The sequence below is a fragment of the Rhodococcus sp. I2R genome (assembly GCF_020889545.1).
Classification (GTDB): domain Bacteria; phylum Actinomycetota; class Actinomycetes; order Mycobacteriales; family Mycobacteriaceae; genus Rhodococcoides.
The window spans coordinates 296,181-320,804 of the sequence record NZ_JAHUTG010000001.1 but is presented as its reverse complement, the minus strand read 5'-3'; the positions used below and the strand labels follow the sequence as shown (position 1 = coordinate 320,804).

The following is a 24,624-nucleotide window of genomic DNA, read 5'->3' as shown; positions in this document are numbered from 1 at the left end:
AACCATGACCAGGAGGTCGACGCAGACCCATGACGAACATCGTTGTTTTGATCAAGCAGGTTCCCGACACGTGGTCCGAGCGCAAGCTCACCGACGGTGACTTCACCCTCGACCGCGAGGCAGCCGACGCAGTGCTCGACGAGATCAACGAGCGCGCCGTCGAGGAAGCCCTGCTCATCAAGGAAGCACAGGGCGGCGAGGTGAAGGTTCTGTCCGCAGGCCCCGACCGCGCGACCGACGCCATCCGCAAAGCCCTGTCCATGGGCGCGGACAGTGCAGTACACCTGAACGACCCGTCGATGCACGGCTCCGACGCAATCCAGACGGGCTACGCACTCGCGGCAGCGCTCGGGAACGTCGCATTCGAGAACGACGAGCCGGCCGACCTCATCATCGCCGGCAACGAAGCAACCGACGGACGCACCGGCGCCGTACCGGCCATCATCGCCGAGTACCTGCAGATCCCCGCGCTCACGCAGATGCGCAAGGTGACTGTCGCCGACGGCAAGGTCTCCGGTGAGCGCGAGACAGACGAGGGCATCTTCGGCCTCGAAGCAACGCTTCCCGCCATCGTGAGCGTCACCGAGAAGATCAACGAACCGCGCTTCCCCTCCTTCAAGGGCATCATGGCCGCGAAGAAGAAGACGGTGCAGACGATCACCCTTTCGGATATCGGTGTCGAAGACGGCATCGTCGGTGTCGAGAACGCGGGAACGACCGTGACGTCGTCCACGCCGAAGCCTCCCAAGACTGCGGGCGAGCGGGTCACCGACGAAGGCGACGGCGGCCAGAAGATCGCCAGCTACCTCGTCGGCCAAAAGATCATCTGATCCAGCCCCCGAGCCACTCGAGACCACTCAAGGAGAGCAAGACATGGCAGAAGTACTCGTGCTCGTGGAGCACGTCGACGGAACTCTGAAGAAGGTCAGCGCCGAGCTGATCACCGCCGCTCGCGCCCTCGGCGAGCCGTCGGCGGTCGTCACCGGCCCGTCCGGCACCACCGACAAGGTCGCCGACGCGCTGACCGAGGCCGGCGCCGAGAAGATCTACGCCGCAGAGTCCGACGACATCGACGGATTCCTCGTCACCCCCAAGATCGACGTACTGGCAGGCCTTGCAGAATCGGTCAGCCCGGCCGCAATCATGACCGCCGCAAGCATCGAGGGCAAAGAGGTTGCGGGTCGTCTCGCAGCTCGCCTCGGCTCCGGCTACCACAACGACGTCGTCGCCATCACCGCTGGCGGCAGCGCCACCTACTCCATCTTCGGAGGTGCGTTCACCGTCGAGGCCAAGGCCAATGGCGATGTTCCCGTCATCTCGCTTCGCCCCGGTGCGGTCGAGGCCGAGCCCAAGGCCGGAGCAGGCACACGCGAGAGCGTCGAGGTCCCAGCCCAGGAAGAAGCCGTCGTGAAGATCACCTCGCGTGATCCGATCGTCGGAGGCGACCGCCCGGAACTCACCGAAGCCAGCGTCGTCGTGTCCGGTGGCCGCGGAGTCGGCAGCGCAGACAAGTTCAGCGTCGTCGAAGACCTGGCCGATTCGCTCGGTGCAGCAGTCGGCGCATCGCGCGCAGCCGTCGACTCGGGCTACTACCCGGGCCAGTTCCAGGTCGGCCAGACCGGCAAGACCGTCTCACCGCAGCTGTACATCGCACTGGGCATCTCCGGTGCCATCCAGCACCGCGCAGGGATGCAGACCTCGAAGACCATCGTCGCCGTCAACAAGGACGAGGAAGCACCCATCTTCGAGATCGCCGACTACGGCATCGTGGGCGACCTGTTCAACGTCGCACCGCAGCTGACCGAGTCCGTCAAGAAGCACAAGGGCTGATCACACAGCTCCCGGGCCCCCACATCCGTCGGATGTGGGGGCCTGTTGCTTGCCGCAGCCGTTCACACAACATCTGCGGCGGCGTTACCCTCCCGACGCACTGAGGCCGTTCTGATTCGTTAGACACACGTCATGACCAGTTCAGTCATGACGTCTCGAACGGTAATCAACCCAGCCGAAGCCGGTCGTTCCGCAGGCTCCCCTCCTGCCACCGATCGGTATTCGCTCGTGCTCTCCACCGACCGAGACCACCGCCGCGCCGCGCAGCGACTCCGGTACGACGTGTTCGCCTCCGAACCAGGGTTCGCCATCGAAGAGGACACCGACGGCCTCGACGCCGACCGCTTCGACGAGTTCTGCGACCACCTGCTCGTCCGTGACAACAAGACCGACGTCTTCGTCGGTTGCTACCGCATGCTCCCGCCCGACGCCGCAATCGCCGCCGGCGGCTACTACACCGCAACCGAATTCGATCTCCGCGCGCTGGACCCCGCTGCCTCCAGGGTGGTCGAGATGGGCCGAGCCGTCGTCCATCCCGATCACCGCTCCGGATCCGTCCTCGGACTGATGTGGGCCGGAATTCTGCACTACCTCGAAGTCACCGGACTGGAATGGGTGATGGGATGTGTATCGGTTCCCATGCAGTCCGCACCCGACGAACCCGCCGGGGCGAACGTCCGGGGAGTCCGCGACCAACTCCTCAACAGACACGGATCTGCACTCGACCGACGAGCTGTGCCGTACAACCCGGTGATTGTCGACGGCCGAACCCTCGACGAGATTGCTGCCCCCGCACGTACGACCATGCCGCCGCTCCTGCGGGGCTACCTCAGACTGGGCGCCCAGATATGCGGAGAGCCGGCGCACGACCCGGCGTTCGGTGTCGCGGACTTCGTCGCGCTACTCGGTTTGCACGAGGCCAACACCAGATACCTCGACCGACTGCGAAGCGCAGCCACCACCTACGAGACGAAAGCGGGCGCATGAGTCCGTCGAAAGACCTCGCACCGGTCGAACCACGAACGGATCACGCGTGGATGCCCTCGAGCCCCTGCGGAACCGGATGCATCGGCCGTGACTCGGCAACCGTGATGCGCGTGACGGTGCTGCTGCGCATACTCGTCGCGATCATCGCATTCGGCCTGCTCCCGATTCTGATCCTCGTCGGATTGGCCTCACCGCGTGCCCGTCACGGAGTGACGAGATTCGGTGCGAGGCTCCTGTTGTTCGCGGTCGGCATCGATCTGCGCGTATCGGACTTGCGATCCGACCGTGAACGTTCCCGAACCGATGCGGGCGCGCTGTTCGTCGCCGCTCACGTCTCGTGGACCGATGTGCTCGTCCTCACCGCCCTGCGTCCGGCGACCTTTGTCGCGCGCGGCGACCTCATCGACTGGCCCGTTCTCGGACTGCTCGCCCGCGCGATGAAGGTGCTTCCGATCGATCGCGCAAACCTACGGGCCTTGCCCGGAACCGTGGAACAGGTGAGTCGACGTCTCGACAGCGGCTCCGCCGTGGTCGCGTTTCCAGAGGCGACGACATGGTGCGGACGGGCATACGGATCGTTCCGGCCTGCGATGTTCCAGGCGGCCATCGACACCGAAACCTGGGTACAGCCCGTCCGGCTGCGGTACACCGACGCAGACGACGGCCTCACCACCGCCACCTGCTTCGTCGGCGAGGAAACAATCGGACAGTCGATCAGCCGAATCTTCCGGCTCAAAGGAATCACCGCACAGGTCGAACTGCCTGCACCCGAGCCGCCCGGCAACGACCGCCGCGATCTGGCGAGTCGATGTGAACTCTCGGCACGGGCCGGAGAAACACACGACCCGTCCATGCATGCCGTTGCACTCGACGACGCCGTTCGCGCACCAGAACTGCACATCGGACGCTGACAAGGCTTGCTGGGGTGGGTGCCGGTATCGCGCAGGGACGGGATACCGGCGCCGACCGGCTATCCTGAAGAGCGTTATGCCTTCAGCCCGCAGTTCGTCTGCCAACCAACACGCGAGTGCGCCCGTCTACCTCGACCACGCTGCAACGACGCCCATGTCGCCCGCCGCGATCGAGGCCATGACCGCAGTCTTCGCGACTGTCGGCAACGCGTCCTCGCTACACGGGTCCGGCCGCGCTGCGAGGCGTCGCGTCGAAGAATCTCGCGAATCGATCGCGGCGCACCTCGGGGCGCGCCCGTCCGAAGTGATCTTCACCTCAGGCGGCACCGAGAGTGACAACCTCGCGGTGAAAGGGATTTTCGCAGCTCGTCGGAACGCCGATCCAGCGCGCACGCGGATCGTCGCCAGCGCGGTGGAACACCATGCGGTGCTGGATGCGGTCGAGTGGCTGGCCGAGAACGAGGGCGCCCGCATCACCTGGTTGCCGGTCGACTCCGAAGGTCGGGTGCATCCGGACGCCCTGCGCGCCGAACTCGCCCTCCATGCCGACGAGACCGCACTGGTCACGGTGATGTGGGCGAACAACGAGGTCGGAACCATCATGCCGATCCGCGAACTCGCGGTGGTCGCCCGCGACTACGGCGTTCCCATGCATAGTGACGCCATTCAGGCAGTGCCGCACCTACCCCTCGACTTCGCCTCCAGCGGGCTGTCAGCCATGAGCATCGCAGCTCACAAGTTCGGCGGCCCGCAGGGCGTCGGAGCGCTTCTCCTGGGCCGAACCGTCTCGTGCGTACCGTTGCTGCACGGCGGCGGACACGAGCGCGACGTGCGGTCGGGCACGCACGACACGGCGTCGATCGTCGCCATGGCCGCCGCCCTCACCGATACTGTCGACGGACTCGCGGAACGACACACCCAGCTCACCCGCTTGCGCGAGAAGATGATCGCAGGTGTGCGGGCGCTCGACCCCGACGTGATCGTCAACGGCCCGGACGGCGCCGACCGGCTCGCAGGAAACGCGCACTTCACCTTCCCCGGCTGCGAGGGTGATTCCCTGTTGATGTTGCTCGACGCCGCGGGAATAGAATGTTCTACGGGGTCCGCGTGCACCGCAGGTGTGGCCAGCGCGAGTCACGTGTTGATCGCGATGGGTGCGGATCCGTTCACCGCCCGGGGCTCGTTGCGGTTCTCGCTGGGGTCGGATTCCTCCGAGTCGGATGTGGACGCACTGCTGGCAGCGTTGCCGCACGTGATCGAACGAGCCCGCGCTGCGGGATTGGCGAGCGTAGGAGCTCGGGGAGGACAACGCTGATGCGTATTTTGGCTGCCATGAGCGGTGGAGTGGATTCGGCTGTTGCGGCGGCTCGTGCCGTCGACGACGGTCATGATGTCGTCGGTGTACACCTTGCGCTGTCCACCGAGCCCGGGACGCTGCGTACCGGTTCGCGGGGCTGCTGCTCGAAGGAGGACGCCGGGGACGCACGCCGTGCCGCCGACGTCCTCGGCATCCCGTTCTATGTGTGGGATTTCGCCGATCGGTTCAAGGAAGACGTCATCGACGACTTCATCGAGTCCTATGCCGCCGGTGAAACACCGAATCCGTGCCTGCGATGCAACGAGAAGATCAAATTCTCCGCACTCGCGGACCGTGCGCTGGCTCTGGGATTCGACGCCGTCGCCACCGGGCACTATGCCCAGTTGCACGATGGTGTCCTGCGTCGGGCAGTCGATGCCGACAAGGACCAGTCCTATGTGCTCGCCGTCCTGACGCCCGCGCAGTTGTCCCGGGCGATGTTCCCGATCGGCGACACACCCAAGTCCGAGATTCGAGCCGAAGCCGCTGAGCGAGGTCTCGCGGTCGCGGACAAGCCCGACAGTCACGACATCTGCTTCATTCCCTCCGGTGACACTCGCGCGTTTCTCGGCGCCAAGATCGGTATTCGCCCGGGCAAGGTCGTCGATGCGGACACCGGCGCGGAACTCGCCGATCACGAAGGGGTGCACGGCTTCACGATCGGTCAGCGGAAGGGGCTCGGCGTCGAAGGGCCGACGATCGACGGCAAGCCGCGTTACGTGACGGCCATCGAACCAGACAGTGGCAATGTCATCGTCGGTTCCGCAACACGTCTGGATGTGTGGGGAATAACCGGTGACCGAGCGATCTGGACCGAGGGCTCAGCGCCCGTCGGGCCGATCGAGTGCGTGGTTCAGGTGCGGGCACACGGCGGTATGTCGGAGGCTGTCGCCGAGGCAACCGAGGGTGGTATGGACATCCAGCTGCGGACTCCTCTCGCCGGGGTCGCGAAAGGTCAGGCCGCAGTGCTGTACCGGAGGGACGTACTCGGTGACATCGTCATCGGAAGTGCGACCATCGCGGGCACTCGTTCCGAGAACACGTGAGCGCGAGCGTCTTCGGCGCCCTCTCGACAGGCTTGGGTTCCTGGCCGGGCACGGATATCCGTGAGTCCGTGTCAATCGTTCTCGGGGAGCTACCTGTTCTGCCGCACCTCGTCGAGCTGCCGGCCAGAGGGCTCGGTGCGGACCTGATCGGGCGGACCGGCGCTTTGATGGCCGATGTCGAACTCGATGTTCGGACGTCGGGATATCGCGTCTCCCCGCGCAGAACGTTGTCGAGTCGTCGAGCTGGAGACTTGCTGCGCGAGGATCTCGACGTGCTCGAAGAGCTTTGGGAGACAGGCGGTCACGCTGGGACGCGCAGTCTGTTCAAGGTGCAGGCGGCCGGAGTCTTCACCATGGCGGCGCAAGTCGAATTGCGCGGCGGACACCGCATTCTGACCGATCGAGGCGCGGTTCGCGGCTTCGCCGAATCGCTCGCCGAAGGAGTACGCCAGCACTGCGCGGAGATCACCGCGCGGCTCGGCGTCGAGGTAGTCGTTCAGTTCGACGAGCCGAGCCTGCCTGCGGTGCTCGCGGGCTCGTTGTCCGGGGTCACTCGGCTCGATCCTGTCCGCGCAGTACCCGAACCCGAAGCACTGGACCTGCTCGACACGGTGCTCCGCAACGTCGGTGCCCCCGCTGCGATCCACTGCTGCGCCGTCGACGCTCCGCTGGAGATGTTCCGTCGCAGTCTCGCCGAGGCAGCAGCTATCGACCCTGCGCTGCTTCGGGCGAGTGATCTCGACGACGTCGGGGAGTTCTTGCAAGCGGGCAAGACACTGATGTTGGGCCTCGTGCCCGCCGTCGAGCCGGATCGAGTACCGACCTGGCGCGAGCTGGCGGCACCGGCAGTCTCGCTGGTCGATCGGCTCGGGTTTCCGCGATCTGTGCTGGCTACACAGTGCTCCGTCACGCCGTCCTGCGGGTTGGCCGGCGCATCGGTGCCGTGGGCGCGCACGGCACTCGAATTGGCCTCCGCGATCGCCGAGGTCTTCCAGGACGCTCCCGACTCGCTCTGAGCGCCTCATCGCCGAGGGCGTCGGCATCAGGGCCGGGGCCGGTGTTGTCGCGCCGGAGGTGTCGGTCGCGTCGGATAACCTTCTGGCGTGGACGAAACAACTGAACTTCCGGGTTCCGAGGAAGCGGGCGCGCCGGGTGCCGCCGTGTCGGCGAGGGCTGCCGGCACACCCGCCTCGGGCAGGGATCGTGAGCGCTGGCAAGAGTTGGCCGAGGAAGTTCGCGGGCATCAGTTCCGCTACTACGTTCGCGACTCACCTGTTGTCTCGGACGGCGAGTTCGATGCACTGCTCGGTGAACTGAACGATCTCGAGGAGGCGCATCCCGAGCTCCGCGCCGCGGATTCGCCCACGCAGCTCGTCGGCGGCGGGTTCGCCACCGAGTTCACTGCGGTCGATCATCTCGAGCGGATGTTGAGTCTGGACAACGTATTCGATCAGGACGAACTGCGAGCGTGGGCCAAACGCGTGGAGTCCGAGACCGGCCCCGATCTGCATTACCTGTGCGAGGTCAAGATCGACGGCGTTGCCCTCAACCTCGTGTACGAAAACGGGAAGTTGGTGCGAGGTGCGACGCGCGGCGACGGACGCACGGGTGAGGACGTCACACTCAATGCCCGCACCATCGACGATATTCCGGAAGTGTTGGCCGAGAGTGCCGAGCATCCGACGCCGAGCCTGTTGGAGGTGCGCGGAGAGGTGTTCTTCCGGCTCGAAGATTTCGCCGCTCTCAATGCTTCGCTCGTCGAGGAGGGGAAGCCGCCGTTCGCGAATCCGCGCAATTCGGCCGCAGGGTCCCTGCGACAGAAGAACCCCGCAGTGACCTCTCGTCGTAGGCTGGGCATGATCTGTCACGGATTCGGTCGCATGGAGGGCTTCTCGCCCGATTCGCAACTGCACGCCTACGAAGCGTTGAAGGCATGGGGGCTGCCGGTCTCAGCGCTCACCGCCCGCGTCGAGGGCATCGATGCCGTCGTCGAGCGGGTCGCATACTGGGACGATCATCGGCACGACGTCGAACACGAAATCGACGGGCTTGTCGTCAAGGTCGACGAGATGTCGCTGCATCGCAGGCTCGGAACCACCTCACGCGCGCCTCGTTGGGCGATCGCGTACAAGTATCCGCCCGAGGAAGTCACGACGAAACTGCTCGATATCAGGGTCAGCGTGGGTCGAACAGGCCGCGTAACCCCATTCGCCTACATGCAACCGGTAGTGGTGGCCGGGTCCACGGTGGCATTGGCGACATTGCACAACGGGTCCGAGGTCAAGCGCAAGGGCGTGCTGATCGGGGACACGGTCACCATTCGTAAAGCAGGCGAGGTCATTCCCGAGGTACTCGGCCCAGTCGTCGCCGCCCGAACCGGTGACGAGACCGAGTTCGTCATGCCCGACAGGTGTCCCGAATGCGGCACCCCGCTCGCGCCCGCGAAAGAGGGCGACGCGGATCTACGTTGCCCCAACTCGGAATTCTGCCCGGCACAGCGCCGCGAGCGGGTGTTCTTCGTGGCAGAGCGCGGTCGTTTCGACATCGAGGGTCTCGGATACGAGGCGGCGACCGACCTGCTCGAAGCCGAGGCCATCGTCGACGAGGGCGATATCTTCTCGCTCACCGAGGAAGACTTGCTGAAGACGTCGATATTTCGGACCAAGGCGGGTTCGTTGTCCGCCAATGGCCGTCGACTGCTTGCCAACCTCGACAAGGCCAAGGACCGGCCACTGTGGCGGGTTCTGGTGAGCCTGTCGATCCGGCACGTCGGACCGTCTGCCGCTCGCGCTCTGGCCACCGAGTTCGGCAGTCTCGAGCGTATCGAGAACGCCACCGAGGAAGAGCTCGCGGCGGTGGACGGTGTCGGCGGCACCATCGCCAAGGCGGTCTCGGAGTGGTTTTCGGTGCCGTGGCACCGAACCATCGTGGAGAAGTGGCGGACCGCGGGCGTTCGGATGGAGGACGAGCGCGACGAATCGATCGTCCGCAACCTCGAGGGCATGTCCATCGTCGTCACCGGCTCACTCGTCGAATACTCGCGTGACGGGGCCAAAGAGGCGATTCTCGCGCGCGGGGGCAAGGCGGCCGGATCGGTGTCGAAGAAGACAGCGTTCGTCGTCGTCGGCGAGTCTCCGGGGAGCAAGCACGACAAGGCACTCGAACTCGGCGTTCCCGTTCTCGACGAGGAGGGGTTCACGCTGTTGCTGACCGAGGGGCCGGACGCAGTACGCCCGCCGGACAAGACCGAGGACGCCGAAACGGAAAACCCAGAAGACTAGGTCACCCGAGCACGGTGGCGACGATCCCGGCGAGATAGCCCAACCTCGCCACTTCAGACGGGCGGAACCCCGGACCACCGGGGCGGCCGAGGACCAATACGGTGCCGGTCGAACCGAGTGGTGCAGCCGCGATCTTGGTGTCCATGTCGCGCCACACCTGCGGGACCCAGTCGGCCTCCGAGTCCAGCGCCGTTGGGTGAGCAAGTGGCATCCATGGCATGTCGGCTGCGTGCGTCTCCGGAGCCCCGGAGCTGCCGACGACGCGATACGCGCCGTGCCTGCCCGAGGCCACCACGATGGACCATCCCACTCGGAGCACCCGGGGCGCGCCGTCGACGAGTACCTGCAGACGATCGTCCGACGCGGCGGCGACCCGATCGATCAGCTCGAGTTCGCGATGTGTGTCGAGAACTCCGGTGTACGGCCGAATGGAATCCACTCGCACATCGGTCAGGCGTTCGGCGGCGGTGATGAGGGTATCGGGTAGAGCGCCCGGGGGAACGTCGACCACCAGGTCGTCGACGGCGAAGTCGGGGCCGCGTTCGATGACGTCGAGCGACAGGATGTCTGCACCGACCGAGCCGAGAGCAACGGCGAGCGCCCCGAGGCTTCCGGGGCGATCGGGGAGTTGAACGCGGAGCAGGTACGACATGACGCTCCCTTTCGATCACACAGTGCGGACATCGTGGGCACCGACGGCATCGGGGTGCGTGAGTTTCGCGCACACCCGCATGCGCGAGCACCGCGAGTCATCCTTGCATTGTCTGCTCCCCTTCTCGACACGGACGGCTCCGGCGGTGATCTTTCGGACACCTTCCGACGGCGCGGCGACCGCTGGATGAGTCGGCGCGCCGGTTGGCTACTACGATTACGTGGTCGCGTGTCTGTGCGGCAGCTTCGATACATGTGTGAAAGGGGTCTACGCGGTGCCTGATATTTCCCGCGACGAGGTTGCTCACCTCGCCCGGCTGTCCCGGCTGGCTCTGAGCGAAGCCGAGTTGGACGAGTTCGCCGGCCAGCTCGATTCGATTCTTCACCATGTGAAGGCAGTCGCTGAGGTCGCTGCAGACGAGGTGCCTCCGACAGCCAACCCCGGTGCCATCGCGAACGTAACGCGCCCGGACGTGATCGTGCCCGGTCTGACGCCGTTGCAGGCGCTATCGGGTGCACCGAACGCCGAGGACGACCGCTTCGCAGTGCCACAGATTTTGGGAGAGAGCGAATGACCGACCTGACTGCCCTCGACGCCTCCGAACTCGCGGGGCGTATTCATGCCCGCGAGGTGTCTGCGGTGGAGGTCACCCAGGCGCATCTGGACCGTATCGATCAGGTCGACGGTGAGTATCACGCCTTCCTGCACGTGTCCGGCGCGAACGCACTGGTTGCTGCGAAGGAAGTCGACGATGCACTGTCGGCGGGGGAGTCGCCCGCGTCGGCACTGGCAGGGGTGCCACTGGCATTGAAGGACGTGTTCACCACGACCGACATGCCCACCACCTGTGCGTCGAAGATGCTGGAGGGGTGGATCTCGCCCTACGATGCAGCGGTCACCTCGAAGCTCCGGTCGGCAGGAATTCCGTTGCTGGGCAAGACCAATATGGACGAGTTCGCGATGGGCTCCTCGACGGAGAACTCCGCCTACGGGCCGACCAAGAACCCCTGGGACACCACGCGCATACCGGGTGGCTCGGGTGGCGGTAGTGCCGCGGCTCTCGCCTCTCGGCAGGCACCCCTGGCGATCGGCACCGATACCGGTGGATCCATCAGACAGCCCGCTGCTCTGACAGGAACCGTCGGCACCAAGCCGACCTATGGGACCGTGTCCCGCTACGGCCTCATCGCATGCGCGTCCTCCCTCGATCAGGGCGGGCCGTGTGGGCGCACCGTGCTCGACACCGCTCTGCTGCACGATGTCATCGCCGGGCACGACCCGCGCGACTCGACGTCGGTCGACGTGGAAGTGGCCTCGATGGTCGCCGCTGCCCGAGCGGGCGCGAACGGTGATCTGACCGGGGTGCGGGTAGGAATTGTCAAGGAACTGCATTCCGACAGCTATCAGCCCGGCGTCATCTCGTCCTTCGACGCCGCCGTCGCCACGTTGACGTCGCTGGGTGCAGAGGTCGTGGAGGTCTCGTGCCCCAACTTCGTGCACGCCCTGGCGGCGTACTACCTGATCCTGCCGTCCGAGGTGTCGTCCAATCTCGCGCGATTCGACGGCATGCGGTACGGCGCACGCGCAGGGGACGACGGCACCCACAGCGCCGACCAGGTCATGGCCATCACGCGCGCCAAGGGATTCGGCGCAGAAGTCAAGCGCCGCATCATGATCGGAACCTACGCACTCTCGGCCGGATACTACGACGAGTACTACGGTCAGGCCCTCAAGGTTCGTACACTCATCGCCCGCGACTTCGACCGTGCATACGAGCAGGTGGACGTGTTGGTCTCGCCGACTACCCCGACCACTGCGTTCCCGTTGGGGGACAAGGTCGACGATCCCATCGCGATGTATCTCAACGACCTGTGCACGTTGCCGACGAACCTGGCCGGGCACTGTGCAATGTCGGTTCCGTCCGGCCTCGCCTCGGAGGACGCACTTCCCGTCGGATTGCAGATCATGGCACCGGCATTTGCCGATGACCGTCTCTACCGTGTCGGAGCGGCGTACGAGTCGGCTCGCGGGCCGCTTCGCTAGCACTCCGGTAGCAGAGATCCTTGATCGGCACCGTAGCGGTGCCCGTGTCCGGTGGGAGCATTCTGAGCCGACATCAGGTCGACGGTGGTCTGCAGATAGCTGACGACTGGGATCCACTGCGGCATGGGCGCATCCGCCTGGGTGCCGTCGAGCTTCGGCGGTGAGGTAAGGAGCTCGGTCGACCATCGAACAACCGGGTCCGACGTGTTCGCGAGCACCACTGCCGAACCCGATTCGACCTCTCCGGCGGGCGGACCGGCCCACAGAGTCCCGCAGATCCCCTCCGGATTCGCCGCCACCGCCGCGCTGCCGCCGATGGCACCGAGGCTTTGACCGTAGACGTACAGGTCGGGCCTCGATGCGGCAGGCAGTGCTGCGATGCGTGTGCGTACGGCGTCGAGCAGTGCCGTCGCCGAGTCCTCGGCCTCTGTCTTCGCGAGTAGGAACGTAGCCCAACTCGGTCGGTATGAGTACTGGAGTGCCACCGTGGCGACGTCTCCTTGGAAGCGATCCTCGATTCCGCTCGTCGCGTTCTCGTCGACCCACCCGGATCCGGTCGGAACAGCCACCACGACATGCGATTTCGTGAGACCGCCCGAGTGTTCGAGTTCGTCGACGGCGATCTGTGCGCGTGCCGTGGCGCTCGACGCGGCGTCGAGTGCGACGTAGGTGCGTACAGCGTCGACGTCGGTGCCACCGGAGACGAACTTGCGTCCCTCTCGGCCGAGATCGTCCCACCTTACGAGTGATCCGATGCTTCCGGACTTGCTGGGTGTCAGCGGAATGATCAGCGATGAATCGATCATCGCATTGGATGCTGCGAAACGATCCGTCAACGACGCCCACGCAGCGGGCAGTACGACGAGATATCCGGCGAGTCCTGTCACCGGAATTACGCAGACGGTTCGGGTGCGGCCGAGCCTTCTTCCGCCGCGCATGAGTCCCACCCCGATCACCACCGAGATCGCGCAGATCGAGATTGCTCCGCACCACACCTCGACCCAGTGCATCGGTGGCGTCGGTTCGGTGCCCATCGCTGAGCGGAGATCGTTCTGCCATCCGGCTTCGCTCACAGCCGCAGCGAAGATCGCAGTCACGCTGCCGCAGAGTGCAATGCGACGAGCCACCGGGCGAACGGACGGAGTGAATACACGGGAGACGATGCGGTGAGCAATCGCGGACAATGCGAGCCCGAGGGCGGCCGCGATTCCGGTGACGAGTGCCTGTGTCCACGAGGATCGTGGCAGCAATCCTGGTGCCAATGATGCGATTACCGTCACCGAGAGGATGATCGAGGTGGCAGTTCGGGGTACTGCAGGACGGGCCGATCGAGTGGTCGGCGGGCCGAGGACTACTGGGGCGTCGAGAATCTCGGCGCTCATGCTCCCACCCCACGCAGTCGTAGAGGAGCTGTGATCGACATGGCGGACGGGCCCATTGCCGCGATGCCGCCGCCGATGCCGATTGCGAGGAGGTACGGAAGCGCGGGTTCTGGCTCTGGCGTGCCGTAGTGCTGACGCCACGAATTGAACCGGACGGCCGTGGTTGCTATCTCGGCCATCACGTGGCACGAGGCGCGAGACCGGATTCCCGAACGCGCGCTACAGCTTTCGTTCATTCTCTCGCCGAGTTGCGTGTCGAGTTCCTGGCGAGCGGTCGCCGTATGCTCGGATGCCCCGCCGAAGCGGAGTAGGTCGTATCCCAGATCGTGCGCCTTGCATGGCCCGTCGAACTCGGATGGAAGCGGAATCGGCGACGAGCAGTCTCCGTCAGGATCGACCAACACCCCGTTCTCGACAGAGGGGACGTAGAACCGCTCGGTGAATCCGGCGGGTACGGTCGCGGAGGCTCGGCCGGCCGGTACGTCGGCGAGCGCTGTCGGCGGTGTGATGGTGGCACCGATCCCGAGAACGGCGCCGACGGCTAGCGTCCCGACGCCCACTTGCGCTGCGCGTGCCCCTGTCCCGAATATCCCAGTCCTGTTCTTCATGGTGACCGACGCTATGAGCGACCTGCGGTGCAGGTAATCGGTCTGCGGTGCCGATCCTCCCTGCCTTCTCGGTGCTGCCGACGCTCCGTTCTGATACCGAAGGGGCGCCGCGATCTCACTCCTGGGTACGATGACTTTTCGGCTCGGGGTTCCTAGTGTTCTGAGGGTGGGTATCAGAAGCAGAACCAGGAACAAGGCTCCGGTCGGCAGGCAAGGGGGAGTCGTGACGCGGGCTGCCCGCGCAATCCCGCCTGGCCGCAGAATCGACATCACGATATTCGTCGTGACTGCGATCCTGTATTCAGTGGCGTGGCCGACGCTCCAACTCACGCACGACGTACCGATCCCGATCATGCCGATCGTGTCTGCGCTCGCAGTGTTCCCACTTGTGCTCGTGCGTGCCAACCCTGCTCTCGGGTGGGCGATTTCAGCTGCATCGGCAGTGGTGGTCCCGGTGGCCTTCGATCGGCTTCCCGGCTACGACTTTCCGTGGCAGGTCACCCATCTCATCGTGTTGTTGGTGCTCGTGTCGACGGTGAGCCTGCGTTGTGCTTTCCCGGTAGTCGCCGTCGTCTGGCTCTCGACAGTTCTGCTGTTTCTGGGTTTCACCCCGGGTAACGACGGGGTCGGTTGGGCGGTGGGACTGAGCGCGATCGTCTTGTTCGCCCTGTTGATCCGTTGGCTCGTGCTGTCCAGGCGCGAACTGGCCAAGCAGGAAGAAGTCAGCGAACTGGAGCGTGCGCGTCGCACCGTCCTGGAGGAGAAGGCGAGGATCGCGCGCGATCTACACGACGTCGTCGCCCATCACATGTCCCTCGTCGTCGTACAGGCGCAGAGCGCGCCCTACCGAATCGAGGATGTGTCACCCAGCGCAGCAGCAGAATTCGAGGCCATCGGAGCCACCGCTCGCGAGGCGCTGAACGAGATTCGGGGAATGCTCGGTGTGCTGCGCAGTGACGGAGTTCTCGCTGAGAACTCACCGCAACCGGGTACGGCCGACGTGCCTGCATTGCTCGAGAGCAGTGCGCGCGCCGGGGTTCGATTGAGCTGGGAATCGACGGGCAACCCAGCGGCAATCTCCGCCACGACCGGGCTCGCGCTCTATCGCATACTGCAGGAGTCGCTGTCCAACGCCTCCCGGCACGCACCGGATACCGACGTTCGGGTGCGACTGGATTACGGACTCGACGTCGTCTATGTCGAGGTCGTCAACGGAAAGACGCCAGGCAACGGTGACGTTCCTGTGCAGATGGGAACCGGAGGGCACGGCCTCCGCGGTATGCGCGAGCGCGCCTTGGGCGTGTCCGGGTGGCTCGACGCCAGAGTTCGTCCGGACGGGGGATTCGAAGTGGTGGCTCGGCTACCGACCACCCCGTCAGCGCACGTCGTCTCCGAGCACACAACCGCCTTCACCGCATAAGGTCTCTGTTCGTGGCTATCACGGTATTCATCGCCGACGATCAGGCAATGGTTCGGCAGGGGTTCGGCGCACTGCTGACAGCTCAGCACGACATCAGTGTGATCGGCGACGCCGACAACGGCGCGACCGCAGTCGACGAGGTGAAGCGCCTGCACCCGGACGTGGTTCTCATGGATGTTCGGATGCCGCAGATGAACGGACTCGATGCAGCGCGAGCCATCCTCGGCGCCGCGCTCGATCCGCCTGTACGCATCTTGATGTTGACCACATTCGACATCGACGACTACGTCTACGAGGCTCTCACTCTGGGCGCGAGCGGCTTCATGCTCAAGGATGCCCCCGCGGAGGAACTGATCCGGGGAGTGCGCGTCGTAGCGGCCGGGGAGGCCTTGCTTGCCCCGTCGGTGACGCGTCGCTTGATCGCCGATGTGACTTCGCGGCGTGGGCGGGTCCGTACGCGCCCCTCTGCTCTGACCTCGCTCACCCCACGTGAACGTGAAGTGCTCGAGCTGATAGCCAAGGGAATGTCCAATCTCGAGATCGCCGCTGCCCTCTTCGTTGCCGAGCAGACCGTCAAGACACATGTCGGGAAAGTGCTGGGGAAGCTCGGCCTTCGTGACCGCGCGCAAGCGGTGGTGCTCGCGTACGAAACCGGAGTTGTCGGGCCCGGGTGATCGGCTCGCACTGCCGACACCGGTGCGAGGCGGCAAGATTACGGTAATGGTCATGGAGTCGACGAGAAGCGAGAAATCGATGCGCATCGGAGTTCTTACCGGCGGTGGCGACTGCCCCGGTCTCAATGCGGTGATCAGGGCTGTCGTTCGCACTGCCGATGCTCGGTACGGATCGGCCGTTGTCGGCTTCCAGGACGGGTGGCGCGGGCTGCTCGAAGACCGCCGCATCCAGTTGCGCAACGACGACCGCAACGACCGTCTGCTCACCAAGGGCGGAACCATGCTCGGTACGGCACGCACCAATCCCGAGGTGCTGCGCGCTGGATTGAGCCGGATCGAGCAGACTCTCGAGGACAACGGCATCGATGTGTTGATTCCGATCGGCGGTGAGGGCACGCTCACGGCGGCGCACTGGCTGTCCGAGGAGGGCGTTCCGGTTGTCGGTGTCCCCAAGACCATCGACAACGACATCGATTGCACCGACGTCACGTTCGGCTTCGACACCGCACTGACCATCGCAACCGACGCGATCGACCGTCTGCACAGCACCGCCGAATCGCATCAGCGCGTCATGCTCGTCGAGGTGATGGGCCGTCACGCCGGGTGGATTGCCTTGCATGCGGGGCTGGCGTCGGGCTCGCACATGACGCTCATTCCCGAGCAGCCGTTCGACGTCGACGAGGTCTGCGACATGGTGCGCAAGAGATTTCAGCGAGGCGACTCGCACTTCATCTGTGTCGTCGCGGAGGGGGCCATGCCCAAGGAGGGCTCGATGTCGCTGCTCGACGGCGGCATCGACGAGTTCGGGCATGTGAAGTTCACCGGCGTCGCACACCAACTCGGCCAGGAGATCGAGCGTCGGATCAACAAGGAAGTGCGGACGACCGTCCTCGGACACGTGCAGAGGGGCGGTACCCCGACGCCGTACGACCGGGTCCTGGCCACGCGGTTCGGTGTCAACGCCGTCGACGCCGCGCATGCCGGCGATTTCGGAAAGATGGTCTCTCTCCGCGGCGCCGAGATCGGCCTGGTATCTCTGGCGGAGGCGGTGACCAAGCTCAAACGGGTACCGGAGAGTCGGTACGTGGACGCAGCAGCCTTCTTCGGCTAGTTCGCCTCGACTTCACTGTCAGCACGTCGGTCCACCAGTGGGACGTTCTCGGTTCCTCGCTGGATTTCCGATTCGCGCCGCTCGGTCTCACGCCGCAGCTCACGCCGTCGTTCGGCGGCTTGGAAACGTTGTCGGCCGAGTTCGCTCGTCGGCGTCAACGGTGGCAACTCGAGCGGTGCGCCCGCGTCGTCCACGGCCACCATCGTGAAATAGCAGCTGTTGGTGTGCCTGGTGTCGCCGCGCTGGATGTTCTCGGTCTCGACGCGGATACCGACTTCCATCGACGTCCGTCCGGTGTAGTTGACCGACGCGCAGAAGGTGACGAGCTCGCCGACGTGAATCGGCTCTCGAAATACGACGCGATCGACCGAGAGCGTGACCACGTATGCCCGCGCGTACCGGCTCGCGCAGGCGTAGGCGACCTGATCGAGAAACTTCAGGATGGTGCCGCCGTGCACGTTGCCGGAGAAATTGGCCATGTCCGGTGTCATGAGCACGGTCATGGACAGTGTCTGTTTCGCGGAGTCCGTCACCTCCCGAGCTTAGCGAGCACCCGGGGTTACTCGCGCGTTGCACGCAGCGCATAAACTTCCCTGCATGACTGCCGCCATGGTCGATTACGACGACGTTCTGACCCGCTTCGACCCCGTTCTGGGTATGGAGGTCCACGTCGAGTTGGGCACGGCCACGAAGATGTTCTGCGGTTGCCCGACGGCCTTCGGGGCCGAACCGAACACTCAGGTGTGCCCAGTGTGCCTGTCTCTGCCTGGAGCGCTGCCGGTGGTCAACGCCGCCGCCGTCGAGTCGGCGATACGCATCGGCCTCGCGCTGAACTGCTCCATCACCCCGTGGGGGCGGTTCGCGCGGAAGAACTACTTCTACCCGGATCAGCCGAAGAACTACCAGATCTCGCAGTACGACGAGCCGATCGCCACCGAGGGCTACCTGGACGTGCTGCTCGACGACGGCAGCACCTTCCGCGTGCAGATCGAGCGCGCCCATATGGAGGAGGACACCGGAAAGTCCACCCACGTGGGCGGCGCGACGGGCCGCATCGAGGGCGCCAGCCATTCGCTGCTGGACTACAACAGGGCGGGTGTCCCGCTCGTCGAGATCGTCACCAAACCCATCACCGGAACCGGCGAACGTGCACCCGAGGTCGCACGCGCCTACGTCACTGCGCTCCGCGACCTGCTGAAGGCACTGAACGTCTCCGATGTCCGTATGGATCAAGGTTCGTTGCGCTGCGACGCCAACGTCTCGCTCATGGAGAAGTCCGCCACGGAGTTCGGCACCCGCACCGAAACCAAGAACGTCAATTCGCTCAAGAGTGTCGAGGTTGCCGTGCGCTACGAGATGCGCAGGCAGGCAGCGGTTCTGCAGTCCGGCGGCGAGATCACTCAGGAGACGCGTCACTTCCAGGAGTCCGACGGCACCACCACGCCGGGACGAAAGAAGGAGACCGCCGAGGACTACCGCTACTTCCCCGAGCCCGACCTGGCTCCGGTTGCGCCCGACGCAGCATGGATCGAAGAACTGCGCGCGACTCTGCCGGAGCTACCGTGGCTTCGCCGGGCGCGTATCCAGGCCGACTGGGGTGTTTCCGACGAAGAGATGCGTGACCTCGTCAACTCGGGGGCGCTCGATCTCGTCGCAGCGACGGTCGAGGCCGGTGCCTCCGCACAGTCCGCCCGCTCCTGGTGGGTGTCCTACCTGGCGCAGCAGGCGAACATCGCCGGTGTCGAGCTCACCGAGCTCGCCATCACTCCGGCGCAGGTCGCCGAGGTCGTCGAGCTCGTATCGGGCGGCAAGGTCAACAACAACGGAGCCCGCCAAATCGTCGACGGTGTGCTGGCCGGTGAAGGTGAGCCGGCCGAGGTCATGGCGGCCCGCGGTCTCGTCGTGGAGAAGGACGACACCAAGCTCCAGGCTGCAGTGGACGAGGCGCTCGCTGCCAATCCCGGTGTGGCAGAAAAGATCCGCGCAGGCAAGGTTGCGGCGGCCGGTGCCATAGTCGGTGCCGTCATGAAAGCCACTCGCGGACAGGCGGATGCAGCCCGAGTCAAAGAACTGGTGCTGGCGGCATGTAGCTGAGCTGGAGTCATTCGATGCCATCGTCGGAAGCGTCGCTCTTCTGGATAGCGGTGATCGCTGTTCTGGCACCGTTGTTGGCTGGCTTCGTTCCGCGCAGGCTCGTGCCGGAGGTCGTCCTGCTGCTCGTGCTCGGGATGGTCGTCGGACCCAACGTGCTCAACTGGGCCGCCGACGGTAGCGAAGTGGACCTGCTGCGCGAACTGGGCTTGGGAATGTTGTTTCTGCTCGCAGGCTTCGAAATCGACGTCGAGGAGATCACCGGCCGTGGTGGTCGCCGAGCCCTGGTGACCTGGCTCTTCAGCCTGGGCGCGGCCTTCGCCGCTGTGCTCTTGCTCGGGCACACCGGCGCCATCACGGCCGAGATCGCCGTTGCGATTGCGTTGACCTCGACTGCACTCGGGACGCTGCTGCCCATTCTGAAAGACAGTGGACTACAGAACACCGCGCTCGGGCGAACGGTGATGAATCACGGTGCGATCGGCGAATTGGGTCCGGTTGTCGCCATGGCGGTGTTGTTGGGTTCGCGCGGTGATATCGAATCCGTGGTGGTCCTCGCTCTGTTCGTGGTGGTCGCGGTCGCGGTGGGTATGCTGCCGCTGTGGGTCTTCCGCGAGGGATCGCGAGTACTCGCGGTCGTGCAGCGGGGGTCCGACACGACTGCGCAGACGACCGTACGGCTGACGATGCTGTTGCTCATCACGTTGACAGCCGTCGCAACTGCATTCGGTTTGGACATCATTCTCGGTGCCTTCGCCGCCGGATTCATTCTTCGCCGTGTGATGCCCGAGGGGGACGAGCAGCTGGAGACGAAACTGGGCGGGCTGGCCTTCGGCTTCCTGATCCCGATCTTTTTCGTCACCTCCGGCATGTCCATCGACATCGCGGCCGTGCTCTCGGCACCCGGCGCGCTCGTGGCGTTCCTGGTGTTGCTGCTGCTGGTTCGCGGCGTTCCGGTTTTCGTGGCGACCAAGTTGGACCGGGTAGACAATTTCTCCACCCGAGAACAGATGCGAGTGGCCCTCTATGCGACGACCGGGCTGCCGCTGATCGTCGCCGTCACCGGAGTCGCCGTCGATGCCGGGGAGATGTCCTCGGCCAACGCGTCGATACTCGTCGCGGCCGGCGCGATCACGGTATTGGCATTGCCGATGCTGGCCACGGTCCTCGGTGGTGACGAAGCGAGTGAGGCTAGTCGAACCCACCGCCCCCCGCGGGAACAGGAATCTTGACCACACGGTCGTCGTTGGGTCCGGGCGCGTCGCCGTTCTTGTTGACGGTACCGGCCCAGATCTGGCCGTCGGGTGCGAGCGCGGCACCGTTCAGCTGTCCGTATCGACCCTCCACCAGCAGTGTCGGCGCTGCTGATACCGCGCCGCTCTCCGGGTCCGTCACGAGCACTGCGACCGCTTGACCGCCTGTCAGTGAGATCGCCACGGCACCTGGACCTGCCCCGCAACCCGCGACGCCGGGTCGGTCCGGCCAGGTCCAGACGGGTGAGATGACGGTACCGAGCGGGTCGATGCGCTGTAGACGATCTTCCACCGCTGTGCGATCGGTGACCCAGATGCCACCCGTCGGATCGATGCAGACGTCACCGGCCGTGCCGATTCCACTCAGGGCGACTTGCGGTGCAGGTCCGCTCTGCGCGGGTACGAGCGACTCGACTCGGAGGAGTTTGCCGGCCAGGGAGGAAGGATCCGTGGCCGAATCCGGACTGCCCGCATCCCCGGTGAGCACCAGAAGTTGGTTCGGGCTGTAGAAGTCGAGTGCGCCGCGATTGCCCTGGGTGCCCTTCGGAATGCCGGTGAGGATGTTCTTGGGTGTGTCACCGGGGGCGATGCGGACGACGCGATTGTCCGAGGCGGTGGTGATGTAGGCGTAGAGGAGTCCGTCCTCGCGATAACTGGGGGACAACGCGAGGTCGAGTAGCCCGCCGTCCGCGCCTGCATCGACATCGATGGTGGCGACCTCGACGGGCGTCTGCCCTGGCGCGACCTGCATGATGCGGCCGGTGCGGCGCTCGGCCACCAAGGCGGACATCCCGTCCGGAAGCATCACCAGCCCGCCGGTGGTGTCGAGGCAGGTCGCGACCACGTTGGGGTCCGGGTCGATACACGGCCCATCCGGCCTGTCCAGGTCCTCGGGTGTGGTCGTCGGTGCCGCATCGGGGTCGCGTGGCGCGATTTCCGCTGCGCCGAACGACGGTTCGGGGCTGAACGGCGTTGTGGTCGAATCGTCGAAGCGTGCGCAACTCCCGGTCAGCAACACTGTCAGGCCGAGTGCGGCACCTACGGTTGCAGTTCTCCAGGACCCTCGCACCGGCTTCATGTACTCCGACGTTACGGAAAGCGCGCCGGGGTTCGCCATTCGGTGTATGTCTCTCCCGCGCCGCGCCAAAATTCAATGCAGCCGAATGAACACGTCTTCGCCATACTGTTGACATTGTGACCGACAAGCCTCGAGACCCTGAACAACCCGATCCCAGCTACGAACCCGCATCGAGTCCGTACGACCAGCCGACCGAGCAGCTGCAGCCGAAGACCGAGGATGAACTCGACTTCGGGCGAGCCGGTTCGGGCTCGTACCCGACGGAGCAGATCCCGTCGTACCGGCCGTCGCAGTTCGATGAGCCCATCGCGCCCGACAGCCGCGGCGCCTATTCCGATCAGCCCACCGAGTTCTTGGACTCCGACCATCTGAAGACCGGGGCCCCGGCGTCCGCCGCGGCAACCTCGGCGACAGTAGATGCGCCCGAACCGGTGATACGCACCGAAACCGTGGAGGTTCCGGCACGTCGCGGCACCACCGATGTAGGGCTGTTCTTGCTACGACTGGTCGTTGGTGGGATCTTTCTCGTGCACGGCCTGCAGAAGCTCACCGGCATCTGGAACGGCCCCGGTCTCGACGGTTTCCGATCGTTGCTCGAGGAATCTGGCTACGAGCAGGCAAATCTGCTCGCTATAGCCGGAGCCGTCGGTGAGACCGCAGGCGGTGCGCTGCTGATCATGGGACTGGCAACTCCGTTCGCCGGCGCTGCCGTGCTGGCCGTCATCATCAACGCATGGTGCTTCAAGCAGGCGGCCGAACCGGGCTTGCAGTTCTTCGCCCCTGACGGCATCGAGTACGAGACATTGTTGGCCGTCGCGGCTGCTGCGATCATCCTGACCGGTCCCGGCAAGATCGCGTTCGACGGGCGCCGAGGCTGGGCGACCCGCCCGAGCTACGGTTCGTTCCTCGCGCTCGCCGCCGGTATTGCAGGCGGAGTATGCATGTGGATCTTCCTCAACGGCGCCAATCCGTTGGTCCAGTAGGACGCTCCGCGTCATGTGCGTGGAAATACGTGCCAGAGCACGTATTTCCACGCACATGCGGCGAAGCCGCCTCAGGGCACGTAGCGCACTGCGCCCTTGTCTGCCGAGGTGGCCAGGGCAGCGTAGGCGCGCAGCGCCGTGGTGACCGTGCGCTGACGATCCACCGGCTGCCAGGGCCGCTCGGAGGCATCCATCTTTGCGCGACGGGTCTGCAGGGTCGCGTCGTCGACGAGGATCTCGAGTGTGCGCGAAGCGACATCGATGCGGACCTGATCACCGTTCTCGACGAGACCGATGACTCCGCCCGCGGCGGCCTCGGGGGAGATGTGGCCGATGGACAGTCCCGATGTTCCGCCGGAGAATCGACCGTCGGTGATCAAGGCGCAGACCTTCCCGAGACCAGCGCCTTTGAGGAACGCGGTCGGGTGCAACATCTCCTGCATGCCGGGGCCGCCCTTGGGCCCCTCGTAGCGCACGACGAGCACGTCGCCCGCCTTGATCTTCTTCTGCAGAATCGCCGAGACGGCCTCTTCCTGTGACTCGACCACGAGCGCCGGGCCCTGAAAGCTGAACAGATCCTCGTCGATTCCTGCCGTCTTGAGAATCGCTCCGTCGAGTGCGATGTTCCCGCGCAGCACAACCAGGCCGCCCTCGACGGTGTACGCGTGTTCCTTGTCGCGGATGCAACCTCCGGCGGCGTCGGTGTCGAGCGAGGACCACCGGTTTTCCGTCGAGAACGGTTCGATGGTGCGAACTCCGCCGGGAGCAGCGTAGAAGAGCTCGAGTGCTTCGTCCGAGGCCTTGCCGGAGCGAATGTCCCACGTGTCCAGCCACTCGTCGAAGCTCTTCGTGTGCACGGTCGACACGTCGGTTTCCAGCAGATTCGCACGACGAAGCTCGCCGAGCAGAGCCGGGATTCCGCCGGCCCGGTGCACATCTTCCATGTGGTAATCCGAGTTGGGAGAGACCTTGGACAGGCACGGCACCTTACGGCTGATGGCGTCGATGGTGTCGAGATCGAAGTCGACCTCGCCCTCCTGCGCGGCTGCGAGGGTGTGCAGCACGGTGTTGGTGGAACCACCCATGGCCACATCGAGTGCCATCGCGTTGCGGAAGGCGGCAGGCGTCGCGATGTTGCGCGGTAGAACGGACTCGTCCTCGTCGCGGTAGTACTTGAGTGCTGCCTCGACGACGGTGGTACCCGCACGCTGGAACAGCGCGTACCTGGCCTTGTGGGTGGCGAGCGTAGAGCCGTTGCCGGGCAGCGCCAAGCCGAGAGCCTCGGTGAGGCAGTTCATGGAGTTGGCGGTGAACATGCCCGAACATGATCCGCACGTCGGGCACGCGCTGCGCTCGACCTCGTCCAGTCCGTCCTCGGACACTGCGTCGTTCGCACTCGCCGAGATCGCGGTGATGAGGTCGGTCGGTGCCTGCGCGACGCCACCGACGACAACAGCCTTGCCTGCTTCCATCGGCCCGCCCGAGACGAAGACGGACGGAATGTTGAGCCGCATGGCCGCATTGAGCATTCCGGGTGTGATCTTGTCGCAGTTGGAAATGCAGACCAGGGCGTCGGCGGTATGGGCATTGGCCATGTATTCGACGGAGTCGGCGATGATTTCGCGACTGGGCAGCGAGTAGAGCATGCCGCCGTGGCCCATTGCGATCCCGTCGTCGACGGCGATCGTGTGGAATTCACGGGGAACGCCGCCTGCGGCGCGGACGGCATCGGCAACGATCTCGCCGACGTTCTTCAGATGCACGTGACCGGGGACGAACTGGGTGTACGAATTCGCGATCGCGACAATCGGTTTGCCGAAGTCGGAATCGGTCATTCCGGTTGCGCGCCAGAGCGAGCGTGCGCCGGCAGCGCCTCGTCCGACAGTGGTGACTCGTGACCGTAGCGGCGGCATGTGT

At 65.2% G+C, this 24,624-nt stretch carries 22 protein-coding genes; 16 read left to right on the top strand and 6 right to left on the bottom strand.

The features are described from left to right. Positions 1-29: 29 nt before the first annotated feature. The 8 genes from KVY23_RS01475 to ligA all read left to right on the top strand — a co-directional run bounded on the left by KVY23_RS01475 (position 30) and on the right by ligA (position 9,412). Positions 30-830, top strand: a complete 801-nt coding sequence (locus KVY23_RS01475; protein WP_206510880.1) for an electron transfer flavoprotein subunit beta/FixA family protein — start codon at positions 30-32, stop codon at positions 828-830. Between the two features lie 43 nt (positions 831-873). Beyond that, positions 874-1,830, top strand: coding sequence for an electron transfer flavoprotein subunit alpha/FixB family protein (locus KVY23_RS01470; protein WP_230555019.1), 957 nt, complete (start codon positions 874-876; stop codon positions 1,828-1,830). Between the two features lie 147 nt (positions 1,831-1,977). Beyond that, the gene (locus KVY23_RS01465; RefSeq protein WP_206511117.1) at positions 1,978-2,817 is read left to right on the top strand and encodes a GNAT family N-acetyltransferase; all 840 of its coding nucleotides are present in this window, start codon (positions 1,978-1,980) and stop codon (positions 2,815-2,817) included. Beyond that, on the top strand, positions 2,814-3,728 hold the full coding sequence (locus tag KVY23_RS01460) for a 1-acyl-sn-glycerol-3-phosphate acyltransferase (protein ID WP_230555018.1): 915 nt from the start codon (positions 2,814-2,816) through the stop codon (positions 3,726-3,728). The genes KVY23_RS01465 and KVY23_RS01460 overlap by 4 nt, the downstream gene beginning before the upstream one ends. Before the next feature lie 76 nt (positions 3,729-3,804). Next, positions 3,805-5,043, top strand: a complete 1,239-nt coding sequence (locus tag KVY23_RS01455; protein ID WP_206510878.1) for a cysteine desulfurase family protein — start codon at positions 3,805-3,807, stop codon at positions 5,041-5,043. Further along, entirely contained in the window at positions 5,043-6,131 is a 1,089-nt protein-coding gene (gene mnmA, locus KVY23_RS01450) for a tRNA 2-thiouridine(34) synthase MnmA (RefSeq protein ID WP_206510877.1), read from the top strand. The genes KVY23_RS01455 and mnmA overlap by 1 nt, the downstream gene beginning before the upstream one ends. Then, positions 6,128-7,147 carry a methionine synthase gene (locus tag KVY23_RS01445; protein WP_230555017.1) on the top strand — a complete coding sequence of 340 codons (1,020 nt, stop codon included), beginning with the start codon at positions 6,128-6,130 and terminating at the stop codon, positions 7,145-7,147. Before mnmA ends, KVY23_RS01445 begins: the two co-directional genes overlap by 4 nt. A gap of 144 nt (positions 7,148-7,291) precedes the next feature. Next, on the top strand, positions 7,292-9,412 hold the full coding sequence (gene ligA / locus KVY23_RS01440; protein ID WP_230555047.1) for an NAD-dependent DNA ligase LigA: 2,121 nt from the start codon (positions 7,292-7,294) through the stop codon (positions 9,410-9,412). 1 nt (position 9,413) lies between these two features. Here the strand turns inward: ligA and KVY23_RS01435 are convergent, their stop codons facing one another. After that, entirely contained in the window at positions 9,414-10,064 is a 651-nt protein-coding gene (locus tag KVY23_RS01435) for an amino acid-binding protein (protein WP_230555016.1), read from the bottom strand. 274 nt (positions 10,065-10,338) lie between these two features. On the opposite strand from KVY23_RS01435, the gene gatC reads away from it, so the two are divergent. Beyond that, positions 10,339-10,638 carry an Asp-tRNA(Asn)/Glu-tRNA(Gln) amidotransferase subunit GatC gene (gene gatC / locus KVY23_RS01430; RefSeq protein WP_075840239.1) on the top strand — a complete coding sequence of 100 codons (300 nt, stop codon included), beginning with the start codon at positions 10,339-10,341 and terminating at the stop codon, positions 10,636-10,638. Next, positions 10,635-12,107: an Asp-tRNA(Asn)/Glu-tRNA(Gln) amidotransferase subunit GatA gene (gatA, locus tag KVY23_RS01425; protein WP_230555015.1), complete on the top strand. Its 1,473-nt coding sequence runs from the start codon at positions 10,635-10,637 to the stop codon at positions 12,105-12,107. The genes gatC and gatA overlap by 4 nt, the downstream gene beginning before the upstream one ends. Here the strand turns inward: gatA and KVY23_RS01420 are convergent. Both KVY23_RS01420 and KVY23_RS01415 read right to left on the bottom strand, forming a co-directional pair. Then, positions 12,104-13,489: an alpha/beta-hydrolase family protein gene (locus tag KVY23_RS01420; RefSeq protein WP_230555014.1), complete on the bottom strand. Its 1,386-nt coding sequence runs from the start codon at positions 13,487-13,489 to the stop codon at positions 12,104-12,106. The two genes, gatA and KVY23_RS01420, sit on opposite strands and share 4 nt — an antisense overlap. Continuing rightward, positions 13,486-14,097: a hypothetical protein gene (locus tag KVY23_RS01415; protein WP_230555013.1), complete on the bottom strand. Its 612-nt coding sequence runs from the start codon at positions 14,095-14,097 to the stop codon at positions 13,486-13,488. Before KVY23_RS01415 ends, KVY23_RS01420 begins: the two co-directional genes overlap by 4 nt. Before the next feature lie 166 nt (positions 14,098-14,263). On the opposite strand from KVY23_RS01415, the gene KVY23_RS01410 reads away from it, so the two are divergent. From KVY23_RS01410 to KVY23_RS01400, 3 genes are all read left to right on the top strand, one after another. Beyond that, positions 14,264-15,517, top strand: a complete 1,254-nt coding sequence (locus tag KVY23_RS01410; RefSeq protein ID WP_374108680.1) for a sensor histidine kinase — start codon at positions 14,264-14,266, stop codon at positions 15,515-15,517. 11 nt (positions 15,518-15,528) lie between these two features. Beyond that, positions 15,529-16,191, top strand: a complete 663-nt coding sequence (locus KVY23_RS01405) for a response regulator transcription factor (protein ID WP_206510870.1) — start codon at positions 15,529-15,531, stop codon at positions 16,189-16,191. Positions 16,192-16,270: 79 nt separating this feature from the next. Beyond that, entirely contained in the window at positions 16,271-17,302 is a 1,032-nt protein-coding gene (locus tag KVY23_RS01400; RefSeq protein WP_206511115.1) for an ATP-dependent 6-phosphofructokinase, read from the top strand. Here KVY23_RS01400 and KVY23_RS01395 read toward each other — a convergent pair. Next, entirely contained in the window at positions 17,299-17,805 is a 507-nt protein-coding gene (locus KVY23_RS01395; RefSeq protein WP_230555046.1) for an acyl-CoA thioesterase, read from the bottom strand. The two genes, KVY23_RS01400 and KVY23_RS01395, sit on opposite strands and share 4 nt — an antisense overlap. 94 nt (positions 17,806-17,899) lie before the next feature. Between KVY23_RS01395 and gatB the strand changes: the two genes are divergently transcribed. After that, positions 17,900-19,396: an Asp-tRNA(Asn)/Glu-tRNA(Gln) amidotransferase subunit GatB gene (gatB, locus tag KVY23_RS01390; protein ID WP_230555011.1), complete on the top strand. Its 1,497-nt coding sequence runs from the start codon at positions 17,900-17,902 to the stop codon at positions 19,394-19,396. 14 nt (positions 19,397-19,410) lie between these two features. After that, entirely contained in the window at positions 19,411-20,625 is a 1,215-nt protein-coding gene (locus KVY23_RS01385) for a cation:proton antiporter (protein ID WP_230555010.1), read from the top strand. Here KVY23_RS01385 and KVY23_RS01380 read toward each other — a convergent pair. Then, positions 20,585-21,724: a sorbosone dehydrogenase family protein gene (locus tag KVY23_RS01380; protein WP_230555009.1), complete on the bottom strand. Its 1,140-nt coding sequence runs from the start codon at positions 21,722-21,724 to the stop codon at positions 20,585-20,587. The genes KVY23_RS01385 and KVY23_RS01380 overlap by 41 nt on opposite strands. Before the next feature lie 116 nt (positions 21,725-21,840). Between KVY23_RS01380 and KVY23_RS01375 the strand changes: the two genes are divergently transcribed. Next, positions 21,841-22,707 carry a DoxX family protein gene (locus tag KVY23_RS01375; RefSeq protein WP_206510868.1) on the top strand — a complete coding sequence of 289 codons (867 nt, stop codon included), beginning with the start codon at positions 21,841-21,843 and terminating at the stop codon, positions 22,705-22,707. 71 nt (positions 22,708-22,778) lie between these two features. On the opposite strand, the gene ilvD is transcribed toward KVY23_RS01375, so the two are convergent. Beyond that, a complete protein-coding gene (gene ilvD, locus KVY23_RS01370) occupies positions 22,779-24,620 on the bottom strand; it encodes a dihydroxy-acid dehydratase (protein ID WP_230555008.1) in 1,842 nt (613 codons plus the stop codon). Between the last annotated feature and the right edge of the window lie 4 nt (positions 24,621-24,624).